The 12,951-nt window shown below is 58.7% G+C and carries 8 protein-coding genes; 5 read left to right on the top strand and 3 right to left on the bottom strand.

Features of this window, described 5'->3' with window-relative positions:
* Positions 1-28: 28 nt before the first annotated feature.
* Genes bcsG through bcsE form a run of 3 tightly spaced genes read right to left on the bottom strand, consistent with a single transcriptional unit; the run spans position 29 to position 3,415 of the window.
* Positions 29-1,693 (bottom strand): cellulose biosynthesis protein BcsG, encoded by a 1,665-nt coding sequence (bcsG, locus tag AC6I8C_RS00610; RefSeq protein WP_497821325.1) that lies wholly within the window; start codon positions 1,691-1,693, stop codon positions 29-31.
* A complete protein-coding gene (gene bcsF, locus AC6I8C_RS00615) occupies positions 1,683-1,880 on the bottom strand; it encodes a cellulose biosynthesis protein BcsF (protein ID WP_497821326.1) in 198 nt (65 codons plus the stop codon). The genes bcsG and bcsF overlap by 11 nt, the downstream gene beginning before the upstream one ends.
* Entirely contained in the window at positions 1,877-3,415 is a 1,539-nt protein-coding gene (gene bcsE / locus AC6I8C_RS00620) for a cellulose biosynthesis protein BcsE (RefSeq protein WP_497821327.1), read from the bottom strand. Before bcsE ends, bcsF begins: the two co-directional genes overlap by 4 nt.
* 203 nt (positions 3,416-3,618) lie before the next feature.
* Here bcsE and bcsR point away from each other — a divergent pair, with 203 nt between their 5' ends.
* The 5 genes from bcsR to bcsC are packed head-to-tail and all read left to right on the top strand — an operon-like array spanning position 3,619 to position 12,890.
* Entirely contained in the window at positions 3,619-3,816 is a 198-nt protein-coding gene (gene bcsR, locus AC6I8C_RS00625) for a cellulose biosynthesis protein BcsR (RefSeq protein ID WP_497821328.1), read from the top strand.
* Entirely contained in the window at positions 3,816-4,547 is a 732-nt protein-coding gene (gene bcsQ, locus AC6I8C_RS00630; RefSeq protein ID WP_497821329.1) for a cellulose biosynthesis protein BcsQ, read from the top strand. Before bcsR ends, bcsQ begins: the two co-directional genes overlap by 1 nt.
* A complete protein-coding gene (bcsA, locus tag AC6I8C_RS00635; protein ID WP_497821330.1) occupies positions 4,544-7,144 on the top strand; it encodes a UDP-forming cellulose synthase catalytic subunit in 2,601 nt (866 codons plus the stop codon). The genes bcsQ and bcsA overlap by 4 nt, the downstream gene beginning before the upstream one ends.
* Positions 7,145-7,153: 9 nt before the next feature.
* Positions 7,154-9,442, top strand: a complete 2,289-nt coding sequence (gene bcsB, locus AC6I8C_RS00640) for a cellulose biosynthesis cyclic di-GMP-binding regulatory protein BcsB (protein WP_497821331.1) — start codon at positions 7,154-7,156, stop codon at positions 9,440-9,442.
* Positions 9,435-12,890, top strand: coding sequence for a cellulose synthase complex outer membrane protein BcsC (gene bcsC, locus AC6I8C_RS00645; RefSeq protein WP_497821332.1), 3,456 nt, complete (start codon positions 9,435-9,437; stop codon positions 12,888-12,890). Before bcsB ends, bcsC begins: the two co-directional genes overlap by 8 nt.
* The last annotated feature ends 61 nt before the right edge of the window (positions 12,891-12,951 follow it).

The raw sequence follows: 12,951 nt of genomic DNA on the forward strand, positions 1-12,951 counted from the left end.
CACACTTCTGCTATCCGGCAATAATGCGTTACTGCGGATAGGGCACCCAGTCGCCGCCGTTGAGCCTGATCCAGGGTTTGCCCTGATACATCATCACCACCGCCCCGTCGTTTTCCGACACCACCGGCGTCTGCGGCAGCTTGTCGGTCAATACCGACATATTCACATTCGGCGCATTAAATACCTGTCCGTCTACCACCCGCGACACAATTTCTGAGATCGCCAGCAGGCTGGTCGGCGCATCAATATTGAGGGATTGTCCCTGATGCGGGGCCTTCATGCCGACAAACTTGATCCCCACCGGCACATGCGTAATAGCAGGGCTGGGAATATCCCGCAGGCCTGACATCTGCATCTTATCGCCCTCAAGTGCGGCGCCATGCTCCGGCACCACCAGCACCATCACCCGGCGGCCCGACTTCTCCAGCTGGGTGAGGAAGGCGTCAATTTGATCAAACAGCAGCTGAGCGCGCGGTTTCCACGGGGCGGTCTGGGTGCTGCCCAGCTCACGGGTGCCGTCGTGCAGCGGGATCAGGTTGTAGAAGGTGGCGCTGCGTGCATCGCTGCTCTTGCTGCGATCGTCAAGCCAGCGCTGCATCAGCTGGGCATCGTTAAGCACCGGCGAGCCGTCGAATGAGGTCAGCTCCGGGGCAATGCCCGCCTGCGACATCAGCGGTGCCTGAATATCGCCACCCTCGCGCAGTTCCTTGAGATAGTTACCGAACACGCCGGTGTGATCCATCATCAGCTGCTCTTTAAAGCCCAGCTTCGCCAGATTATCGAACAGATAACAGCGTGAATCGGTGGGTTTGTAGAGTTCGCTGTGCGAAGTCTGACCGCAGCTGGCACGCAGCAGACGGATCCCCGCCGGTCCGCTGTAGCTGGTGGCGGAGTTATAGTTGGTCAGCATGATGTCGAAATGCTGCCACAGCGGATGATTACGCAACTGGGAGGCATCCATGTCGGACCAGGCGAGTGAACAGATGTTGATCACCAGGATGTCGAACGGCTGTGAATCGGCCGGCAGACTGTCAGGGAAATGGGTGACGCGCTTGCGCTCACTCTCATAAAAACGGCTGAGCCAGGCGGTCAGGCTGGCGCTGGTGGGCGCAGTTGACTGATCGAGGCCATCCGGCACCGCCGCCGCCTGGCTGGCAGCTGCCGGTGTCTGATTCAGCACCACCTGCGGGGTCGTCGCGCGGGTCGGCAGCAGCGACATCGCTGGACCCGCAATGGTCAGTACGTTGAGCCAGATCAGCATCAGCGAAACCAGCACGGTGATGCGAACCCACTGCGAAATAAACAGATAGAGCACCAGCAGAACAAACAGGGCACCCACCATTTGCCAGTTGATAAAACGGTCAGCCAGATCGAGCAGGTACGCACCCGAGAAGCCCGCCAGCTGATCGCCCTGGCTGAGAATGCTGCTGAGTCCCGGCAACCAGGTATCATGCCAGAACAGCGCGAAGCCAACCGGGATCGAGACCCAGTGGCGCAGGCGATGCAGGCGTACCGACGGCAGCGGGAAAAGCAGCCAGGCGAGAAACACCAGATTGCTCAGGGCGTGAAAGTTGAGGTAGCCGTACCACAGCAGGGCGAATTTGACTAAAAAGTAGAAGTTCCAGCCGCCCAGTCCGCGCCAGCAGGACCACAAACGGGAAGAGTGGGCCGCAGCGGGTTGATCATTTTTCATTAATTTTTGCATCCGTTTTTGGAGATTGACGCTGCCAGTGACCTTCAGACTTCAGCGCGCGAGCAGGCAATAGCCGATTCAGCAGGCCGTTCCAGCGACGCGGCAGCCACTGATGCCAGATCGGCTTTAAAGTCAGCAAAATAACAACGACCAGCAGCGCAATCTGTACCCAATCCATCAGGTTCATCGGGATTCATTCTCCGGCAGTAAAGTGATGGGCAGGGGGGCTGAGCGTTCCTGTGCTTCATGCCGACGCTCCACGGCGGCACGTGTTGTCTCGGATACCGGCGTCAGATCCTGAATCGCCATGGGCGTCAGTTTCTTAATATTGCTGACTTCCGCAAGGATCTGATTATCCTCGAACCAGACCATTCGGTTTGCAAACAGCTCGTCGTGAGGCAGTGAAAATATATATTTCAATGCTTTATCAAGATCGTTATAGCGGCAGGAGGAGAGAAACAGAATGACGCGATCTTCCAGTACCGTGACCAGATCGCCAAAGCGGCGCGGCTTACAAAGTGTCAGGATCTGCTGCGGTTTAAGCTGTGGCACCGGCCGCAACGCCACCAGCAGGCCTTTATCATTTTCCGGCAGCAAAGTATTACTGATCAACTGGCTGACTGACTGGCAGAAGGCGTCAAGCCGCAGGTAGCCTTTTTCATGCAGAGGCTGCAATGAGGCAGTTAACGCCTCAAGACTGGCGGGAACGCGACGGTTAAACACCTGTCCCTGAACGCCTTCCAGCGTGGTCAGAAACCGCGACATGGGCGCGTTGGTCGGCACAATTACGTTTACCCCGCAGGCCAGCAGCAGACGCTCGTCGCTGTAACGCAGGCTGGCACCCATCTCGCGTACCACAATTTTCAGGCCGTTGCCGCGTCCGCGTCGCAGGCTGTGTACAAACTTCGCCAGTTCGTTGATCAGGTCGCTTCGGGTCAGGCTGAAAATAACCGTTGCGGCATTGGCCTGTTGAGCCCGTAACCAGACCTGCTCATTATCATCGAAGAGTTGCCACTGGCGTGAAAGTGGCGGTGCGCCCTCAAGCACGATTTTGTCCGCAAGATAATGCTGCTCGTCATTAAGGCTCAGCGGTTCCTGGTTTTCATTTAACGTAAAGAAACGATCGTCTTCACAGCCCAGGCGTATTGCACGATCGGCCAGCAGGCGTTCTGCGGCATACCACCAGTTAATTCGATACTGCCAGCTATCCTGCTGAAAACCCAAATGCGCCACGCCATCCAGCTGACGAAAATAACGCTGAAGATTATTACTCAGGTTTATTATAGTGGAGCCGGACGTCACGATTAACAGCGTGAGTTTTCTTTTATGCAGCGTGTGGCGCATACCCTTTATCCACCGCGTTAATTCGGCGTCATCGAGCTTATCCCATTGCGCTGCGCTGCTGTTAAATATTACCAGGCCGTTTTTGCTGCCGAGCGTGCGCAGAAAATCACTTTCCAGCTGCAACAGACTTCGTTTGCTTTTGGGAAGAGAAAACAGCGGGATACGGTCAGGACCGCCGACCGGGTCAGGCGTCAGTAAATCACGCGGCGGCTGATCAGCGCTGATCAGCGTGACGGCCTGCTGATGTGAAATCACCTGTCGAATAAAAGTGCGGGCGTCATCCTGCCGTGCACAAGTGACCCAATAACAGCCAGGGGTTTGCAATGCCGTTAATTCAGGCTGAACATGCAACAGCCCTAGCGAAAAAGAATTTTTCATATTGAATTCGTTATTTTTCCAGTCCAGGCTAGCTTATTATAGACAGGCTTGGATGTAACCTGAGAAATTTGAACATTGCTAATGACAGGCTGACTCACAATGTTCTGCAAATGCCGCGTTTCAGGAAATTTTTTTTCAATGCCCTTTTTTACGCGCAGACGGTCATTCTGAGTCTGACATTGTTTTATTTTTGGCGAAAAGTAATGAAAAACCAAAATCTTTATACCCCTGTCGCCACTGCCGGCGATCGTCAGGATGATATTAGCGCTTTGCGTGACGCCTTTTCTTTGCACTCTTTTCGCTATGTCGACATTGCACGTGAAGAGCGCCTGAAAGAGATTGTGTCGCGCTGGCCGCTGTTAGCGGAAACGCTCCCCAGCCAGTCTGAGCAATCTGACTGATGCCGCTGATAGCGCTTCAGGGCGTGCGGGGCGGCGTTGGCACAACCTCTCTTTGTGCCGGACTCGGCTGGGCGCTCGCGACCCTCGGCGAACGGGTCTTGCTGATCGACGGCTCGCCGATCAGTCAACTCGGCGTGCATTTTAATCTGCCCGCTCAGCAGGAGAGTGGCTGGATGCAGGCGCTGTGCGATGACGGGGAGTGGCAGCATGCCGCGCTTCGCTATCCCAATGGACCTGATTTGCTTCCACATGGTGTGCTTTCTCATCAGCATGCGTTGACTATTGCCCACCAGAATGAAGCGGTGGCCGCGCCGCTGCTCCAGGCATTGCCGGACCTGCAGGCGCGCTATCAGTGGATTATTTTCGATCTGCCCGCCGATCCTCTGCCGTGGCACGAAACGCTCTATCCGGCACTGGACGGTATACTGTGCGTGACTCAGCCAGATGCGAATTGTCATTTACGTCTGAGCCAGCGCCATTTTCCGGCACGTACCCGCTTTATCATCAATCAGTTCAATGCCAACAGCCGTCTGCAGCAGGACCTCCATCAGCTCTGGATGGCTTCGCTGACAGAGCTGATACCATTGCTGATCCACCGCGATGAGGCGCTGGCTGAATCGCTGATGATGAAGCAGCCGGTTGGTGAATATCGGCCACATGCGTTAGTCAGCGAAGAGATCGTCACGCTGGCAAACTGGCTGCTGCTCAATCTGAATGGGGTGAGGTCGTGAACCCGTTGCGCTGGCTGTTGACTGCCCCCGCCTGGCAATCGCTGCACAGCGGTTATACCACCGCACGTGGCAACGGCGCTTCCCGCTTCGCCAGTGCACTCCACCTGTTCTGGTCTGTTCTGGGGCTGATGCTGCTCCGTTTCGAAAGCCCGGCCTGGCAGCGTGTTATTCAGCAGCGCCGCCGCCTTTATCCGCACATTTCACCAGAGCGTCCGCGTCCGCTGGATATTTTGCGTTATCTGATTCAGACACTCTGGCTGATTGTGATCCGGCTACCGGGTGCGGGCGGCCGCGACGGCGTTAATCGCCTGAGCGTGCTGACTGGCTGGCGACACCACGGTTATCGCTGGCTGGATAATCTTGTCGCCCGCTCGCAAACCCACAGCATTGATACACGTCTTGAACAGCGGCTGAAGCGCCTGTCACCGCTGATGCGACGCAGCCTTTTCGTCGTCGTTGCCCTCTTTGCCACACTGCTGGCGCTGCTCTGTATCAGTCAGCCCTTTGGTCTGATGACCCAGTTTATTTTTGTCGTACTGCTCTGGGGGCTGGCGATGCTGGTACGGCGCATACCGGGGCGTTTCCCCACGATGATGCTCATCGTGCTGTCGCTGACCGTGTCGTGCCGCTACCTCTGGTGGCGCTATACCTCGACGCTGAACTGGGACGATCCGCTGAGCCTGAGCTTTGGTCTGCTGCTGATTGCAGCAGAGACCTACGCCTGGGTGGTGCTGGTGCTGGGCTATTTCCAGACGCTCTGGCCGCTTAACCGCCAGCCGGTTTCTATGCCGGCGGACCGTTCGCAGTGGCCCTCGGTGGACCTGCTGGTGCCGACCTATAACGAACCGCTCAGCGTTGTCAGACCGACGCTCTATGCTGCGCTGGGCATCGACTGGCCGAAAGATCGCCTGACTATCTATCTGCTCGACGACGGCAACCGACCGGAATTCCGCGAGTTTGCCACCAGCATTGGCATTAACTATGTGGTGCGTCCTTCTAACGAACATGCCAAGGCGGGCAACATCAACCACGCGCTGAAAAAGTACTGCCGCAGCGACTTCGTCTCGATCTTTGACTGCGACCATGTGCCAACTCGCTCATTTTTACAGATGGCCATGGGCTGGTTTATCAAGGATCCCCGGCTGGCGATGCTGCAGACGCCGCATCACTTTTTTTCGCCCGATCCGTTTGAGCGCAATCTCGGGCGGTTTCGCCGTACGCCGAATGAGGGGTCGCTGTTTTACGGGCTGGTGCAGGACGGTAATGATACCTGGGACGCCACCTTCTTCTGCGGCTCCTGCGCCATTCTGCGTCGTACCGCGCTGGAAGAGATTGGCGGTATTGCCGTAGAAACCGTGACTGAAGATGCTCATACCTCGCTGCGTCTGCACCGGCGTGGCTACACCTCAGCCTACATCCGCATTCCTCAGGCGGCCGGACTGGCCACCGAAAGCCTGTCAGCGCATATCGGACAGCGTATCCGCTGGGCACGCGGCATGGTGCAGATTTTCCGCCTGGATAATCCGCTGTTTGGTAAAGGGCTGAAGTGGGTGCAGCGGCTCTGTTATGCCAACGCCATGCTGCACTTTCTGTCCGGCATTCCACGGCTGGTCTTCCTGCTGGCACCGCTGGCATTTTTACTCTGCCATGCCTACATCATCTACGCGCCTGCGCTGGCGATCGCGATTTACGTTTTACCTCACATGCTGCATACCAGCCTCACCAACTCGCGTATCCAGGGGCGCTGGCGTCACTCTTTCTGGAGCGAAGTCTACGAGACGGTGCTGGCCTGGTATATCGCCCGCCCGACCACCGTAGCGCTGTTCAATCCCCACAAAGGCAAGTTTAACGTTACCGCCAAAGGCGGACTGGTCGAGGAGCAGCATCTGGACTGGGTGATCACCAAGCCCTACATGCTGCTGGTGCTGCTCAATCTGGCGGGTGTGCTGATGGCGTTCTGGCGCATACAGCATGGCCCGGCAAACGAGATACTGACCGTATGCGTGAGCCTGATTTGGGTCATCTACAACATGATTATTCTCGGTGGCGCGGTGGCGGTGTCGGTTGAAGCACGACAGATCCGCGAGGCGCATCGGGTAGAGATTGCCATGCCCGCTGCCATCGCACGTGAAGATGGTCATATGCTGCCCTGTACGCTGCGTGACTACTCTGACGGCGGTGTGGGACTGGAGATGCGCGAACCGGATATGCTACGGGAGAATGAAAAAGTCTGGCTGCTGCTGCGTCGTGGGCAGCAGGAGTTCAGTTTTCCGTGCCAGGTTCAGCGTGTCTTTGGCTGTCGGGCAGGTGTCCGTCTGCATCAGCTGACCACCCAGCAACAGATTGATTTTATCCAGTGCACCTTCGCCCGTGCTGATACCTGGGCACTGTGGCAGGACGGTTTTCCGGAGGATAAGCCAGTGCAGAGTCTGGCCGACATCATGATCCTCGGTTTTAAAGGTTATCTGCGCCTGGCGGAATATGGCCCGCCGCAGTTACGTCGGTTGTTTAACCTGCTTACCGCTGGGGTAAGCTGGCTGGCTTCGCTGTTGCCGCAAGGCATCGGACGCGTGCCCGCTTCAAAAAATCTGCATTGAGTTGATGATATGACGACAACAGGAATAAACAGGTGGGTCGCTGCGCTGCTGCTGGGCTCGGCAACGCTGAGCTGTGCCGTGGCGCAGGAGAGTGCACCGGTCATGGCTACCGGAGAAACGGCGGTGCAATCGTTGCCGCAGCAGCCTGCCGCGCCGCTGCGTAGCAGTCAGCTCAGCTTTGTTAAGCTGGCACCGCCGCCGGGCAGCATGACGCTGAGCGGAACGCGTCCCAGCGGGCAGATCGAGTTCGGGGTGCGCAGTGATGAGGTAGTGACACGTGCGCTGCTTAACCTCAGCTACCGGCCGTCGCCTGCGCTGCTGCCCACGCTGTCGCAGCTGAAAGTCTATCTCAATGATGAGCTGGTGAGCCTGATCACCCTGACGCCGGAACAGATTGGCAAACAGAATCAGATGCAGCTGGCGATCGATCCCCGTTTTATCACCGACTTTAACCGCGTGCGCTTTGAGCTGGTCGGTCACTACGCCAACATCTGTGAAAATCCGGCCAACAGCACCATCTGGCTCGATATCGGCAAAGAGAGCGGTCTGGATCTGACGCTACAAAAGCTGCCGCTGAAAAATGACCTGTCTCATTTCCCGGAGCCCTTTCTTGATACGCGCGACACGCGACCGCTGACCCTGCCGATGGTGTTTGCTGCCCGGCCAGACGTTAACCAGCAGCGTGCCGCCGCGATCCTGGCCTCCTGGTTCGGCAGCAAAGCCGCCTGGCGCGGACAGCATTTTCCGGTGCTCTACAATCAGCTGCCGCAACAGCAGCATGCGGTGGTGTTTGCCACCAACGATGCACGCCCGGATTTTCTGAAAAATTTGCCGCCGGTGATGAAGCCGACCGTGGCGATGGTAAGCCAGCCTGACAGCCCCTATGAAAAAATGCTGCTAATCCTGGGACGCAACGACGACGATCTGCTGACGGCGGTGCAGGGGATTGCGCAGGGCGAGCTGCTGTTACGCGGCGACAGCGCGACCGTCGACCGTGTCACACTGCTGGCTCCGCGTCAGCCCTATGATGCGCCAAACTGGGTGCGGACCGATCGCCGCACCACTTTTGCTGAGCTGACGCAGTATGAAAACCAGTTACAGTCTGACGGTCTGCAGCCCAACCCGATCAGCCTGACGCTGAACCTGCCACCCGATCTCTTCCTGGTGCGCGCGCGCGGTATCGATATGGATCTGAGCTATCGCTACACTTCGCCTGTTCACCCGGATGGTTCCCGGCTGGCCGTTAACCTGAATAATCAGTTTATTCAGGACTACCCGCTGGTGCCGAAAAACACCGCCGGGCAGCAACTGCTGCATATTCCGCTGATTCAGGGAATGATGGACAAGAATCATGAGCTGCTGATCCCGGCGCTGCGGCTGGGCGTAGTAAACCAGCTGCGCTTTGATTTTGACTATGCCAACACTTTTATGGGCGGCATCGCCGACGGGCGTTGTGAAACCGTGACGCCGGTAGGACATCATGTGGTGGTGGACGACAGTTCCAGCATCGACTTCTCTGGCTATCGTCACTACATCGAAATGCCCTCATTGCAGAGCTGGGCGAATGCGGGCTTCCCGTTCAGTCGCTACGCCGATCTGGCCCAGACGCTGGTGCTGGTCCAGCCCAATCCCGATGCACAGCAGGTCAGTACGCTGCTGAATGCGCTGGGCAATATGGGCGCGCAGACCGGCTATCCGGCGCTGCGCGTGCAGCTTACCGATGACTGGGGTACGGCGAAAAAACAGGATGCGGATCTGCTGATGATCGGCGACATCCCCAAAGATCTTCAGGATGACCGTCGGATCACGGCGCTGGTCGATGCTACCGCCAGTTGGCTGAAAACCCCGGCGCGAAAGGTTTCTCAGCCTGTTCAGCCGCTGAGTGAGGCTGAAAGAGCAGCGGAAAGTACCACAGCCATTGGTTCACGCGGCCCGCTGGCGACCGTGATCGGTTTCCAGTCGCCGTTTTACGATCAGCGCAGTGTGGTGGCACTGCTCGCCGATGGCAGTCCGCGCAGCTGGCAGTTGCTTGATGAGGCGCTGGCTGACAGCGGCAAACGCCAGGCGATCTCAGGCTCCACGGCGATTATCCGTGAGTCGGGCGTCAACAGCCTGCGCGTTGGAGAGACTTACTTTGTCGGCCATCTGCCGTGGTGGGAACGTCTCTGGTCACTGCTCTCTTCACATCCCTTCTGGCTGGCACTCTGTGCGTTCTTAGTGGTGGTGCTGTTCGCGCTGATGACATGGCGTCTGATGCGAATTATTACCCGTCGTCGTTTACTGGATGAAGATGAATAACGCTCAGTTATTGCGGACAGGCATGCTGCTCGGCGCGCTAAGTGCGCTGCCGGGAATGGCCGCGTCCGCTGACGGATCGGAAGTCTCGCCGGTCGACTGGCTGCTGACCCAGGTCCGTACCGGCGAGTCGACCAACAAATACGATCTGGTACAGCAATCGCTCTATCGGCTGGAGAAAATCGATCCCGATAATCCCCAGGTGCTGGCGGCACGTCTGCGGCTGGCGCTGCATCAGGGCGATATCGCCAGCGCGCAATTGCTGCTGGATCAACTGAAAAAGGTTGCACCTGATTCGGCAGAGACGCGCGAATCCGCTGTCGGCCTGGCGCTGACCTCATCCGATGGACGGCAGCAACTGCAGCAGGCGCGTCTGCTTGCCACCTCGGGGCGACTGACCGAGGCGAAAAGCGCTTATGATGCGCTGTTTAACGGCGTCTTCCCCGATCCCAATACCGCCCTGGAGTATTGGCGGCTGCTGGCGCGCCTTCCCGGCCAGGAGGGTGTGGCTTATCAGCAGCTTCAGGCACTGGAACAGCGCTATCCGGGCAATATCGGGGTTGAGCTACAAATTGCACGCATGGCGTTTAATCAGCAGCAGCCAGAAAAGGCGATAGCGCAGCTGAAAAAGCTGGCAAACAGCAATGGCGGGCGTGCCGCTGCCGCCGACCTCTGGCTGCAGCAGATCACCAGTCAGCCGATCAGCGACAGCAGCGTGGCACAGCTTAAAGCCTATCTGGCCGTGTTCACTGAGGGCGAGGCGTACCAGCAGGGCGCAGAGGCGCTCGCGAAGCAGCAGACGACGCTGGCCGATCCCGCTTATCGGGAACGGATGCGGGCGCTGGCGCTGGTTGACGCAGGCGACGTGAATAACGCGATGACGACCCTTAACCGGGCGCTGAAAGCGAATCCCGACGATGCCGAATTAATGGGCGCAATGGGACAGACCCAGGCCCGCGCGGGCCATCGTGATGCCGCCATTCTCTGGCTGGAACGCGCCATCAAAGCGGGCCAGCAGAGCACGCTGATCGGCAAATGGCAGTCACTGTTGCAGAGCAATCGCTACTGGCTGGCGATTGAGCAGGGCGATAAAGCGCTGGCACAGCACGATATTGATGCTGCCGAAAAGCACTATCGTGCGGCGCAAACGTATGACAGCAGCGACAGCTATGCCCTGATTGGCCTGGGCGATGTGGCGATGGCGCGCAAAGAGACGGCGGTGGCTGAACAGTTCTGGCAGCGCGCGCGACGGCTGGATGGCACCAATATTACCGCAGTGCGTCGGCTGGCGGGACTGTATCAGACGGTGTCGCCCGCCCGCGAGATGGAATTCATCAATACCTTGCCCGCTGCACAGCAGCGCGCACTGGCCGATACAATCCGAACGCTGCGCAGCGACAGCCTGCGCGCGGAAGCGGATGCCCTGGCGCAGCAGGCGCGCTGGTCGCAGGCCGCAGAGAAATATCGCCAGGCGCGCGAGCTGTCACCGGATGACGTCTGGCTCAGTTACCGGCTGGCGGGCGCACTGCGTAACAGCGGAGCCGGACAGCAGGCGGATGCGGTAATGCGCGCACTGCCGCAGGACGCCACCGCGCTTTATGCGACCGCACTCTGGTTCTCAGGCAATGATAACAACAGCGAGGCGATGGCCACGCTGCATCGGCTGCCCGACGCGCAGTGGAGCAGCGATATGCGCGAGCTGGCTGACCGCCTGAAGCAGGATCAGATCTTTGCCCAGGCTGAGGCGCTGCGCGCCGCCGGGCAGGAGCAGGCAGCGGTGACGCTGCTTGAGCAGCAGCCGGTTTCTACCCGGCGCGACCTGATGCTGGCCGACTGGGCGCTGGAACGCGGTGAAGCGCCGCAGGCGCTGGCGGAATATCATCAGGTGCTGTCGCGCCAGCCGGATAACGGCGATGCGGCGCTGGGACGAATCGAAGCGTTGGTTGCCCTGCAGCGCAACAGCGAAGCCCGACAGGCCCTGGCGCAACAGCCGCCCGTACAGGCGAGTGTCAATGCGGATCGCCGTGTTGCGCTGGCGTGGCAGGCGGTGGGTGAAACCACGCGGGCTGCTGCGCAGTTTACCGATCTGAAACAGCGCGCCGCCGCGCTGCCGCCTTCGCAGGATAAGGCGCTGGTGTTTCGTGATGCGGCACGGCTGGAGGGTGCGCAGCAGCAGCCTGAACAGGCACTGGCAGACTATCGTCAGGCGATGACGGCCAGCGGTATCGATAGCAGTGGCAATATCAGCCGCGCAACCCGCAACGATCCCCAGGATGACTGGCTGAAGCGCAGCCTGCGCAGCGACACGGCCGATCTTTACCGTCAGCAGCAGACCACGCTGACGGTGCAGCAGGACTATTCACGCAACAGCGGCACCGGTGGCATCTCTGATTTTACGGCGCACACCACCATGCTGCAGGCGGAACATCCGTTTGCCGATGGCCGTGGCTTTTTCCGTCTTGATCGGGTGGATGTCTCCGCAGGAACATTTGCTACCCAAAACGGCAGCATCGACGCCCTGTTTGGCAGCTGTGACGATGCGAACTCAGGCGGCTGCAGTCGTCAGACCCGCCAGCGCGATGAGGGTACGGCGCTGGCCGCTGGCTGGCATAACGCGACCTGGTCGGCTGATCTCGGTACCACGCCGCTGGGTTTTGAAGTCACGAACTGGACCGGCGGGCTGAGCTGGAAAACCGATGTGAAACAGCTCGGTGTCACACTTACCGCCTCACGCAGGCCGATCGCCAGTTCGCTACTCTCCTATGCCGGGACGCGCGATCCCGCCTCCAATGGCGGCAAAAGTTGGGGCGGCGTGGTGGCCACGGGCGGCAGCATCGGGCTGAGTTACGATCAGGGCGGCGCGCATGGCCTCTGGGGCGACATCAGTGCGCATCAGATCACCGGTAAAAATGTCGCCGATAACAGCCGCGAGCGGCTGATGGGCGGCTACTACTACAAGCTCATCAACAGCGACAACCGCCGTGCGACCGTCGGGCTGAACAGCATGCTCTGGCACTATCAGAAGGATCTCAGCGATTACACCTTCGGCCAGGGCGGTTACTACAGTCCGCAGCAGTATCTCTCCTTTTCCGTGCCAGTGACCTGGCGGCAGCGGACAGAGAACTGGTCGTTTGACCTGGGCGGTTCTGTCTCCTGGTCCCATTCGAAAACCAGTGCGCAGCAGCGCTATCCGGTTAATCCGGGTTATACCCTGGCCAGTAATCCGTCTTCTGCCAGCAGTTCCGGCGGCGGTACGGGCTATACGCTGCAGGCAGTGATTGAGCGACGGCTGACGTCAAGCTGGTTTATTGGTGCGGGTGTCGATATTCAGCAGGCGAAGGATTACACCCCGAGTCATGGTCTGCTCTATGTGCGCTATGCTGCCGGCGGCTGGGAAGGCGATCTCGATATGCCGCCACAGCCGCTGATCCCTTACGCAGATTTTAAATAACACGGAACGGGAAAAAGCAGGATTTTTCAGACGGTAAAAAAGTCAGTTTATGGGATATACT

The sequence above is a fragment of the Pantoea sp. X-Soil-YNGN-844 genome (assembly GCF_059730595.1).

Excerpts from the sequence above, each read along its gene's own strand:
- bcsG (WP_497821325.1), bottom strand. The coding sequence starts at position 1,693 with ATGAAAAATGATCAACCCGCTGCGGCCCACTCTTCCCGTTTGTGGTCC.
- bcsB (WP_497821331.1), top strand. The coding sequence starts at position 7,154 with ATGACGACAACAGGAATAAACAGGTGGGTCGCTGCGCTGCTGCTGGGC.
- bcsC (WP_497821332.1), top strand. The coding sequence starts at position 9,435 with ATGAATAACGCTCAGTTATTGCGGACAGGCATGCTGCTCGGCGCGCTA.
- bcsR (WP_497821328.1), top strand. The coding sequence starts at position 3,619 with ATGAAAAACCAAAATCTTTATACCCCTGTCGCCACTGCCGGCGATCGT.
- bcsQ (WP_497821329.1), top strand. The coding sequence starts at position 3,816 with ATGCCGCTGATAGCGCTTCAGGGCGTGCGGGGCGGCGTTGGCACAACC.
- bcsF (WP_497821326.1), bottom strand. The coding sequence starts at position 1,880 with ATGAACCTGATGGATTGGGTACAGATTGCGCTGCTGGTCGTTGTTATT.
- bcsE (WP_497821327.1), bottom strand. The coding sequence starts at position 3,415 with ATGAAAAATTCTTTTTCGCTAGGGCTGTTGCATGTTCAGCCTGAATTA.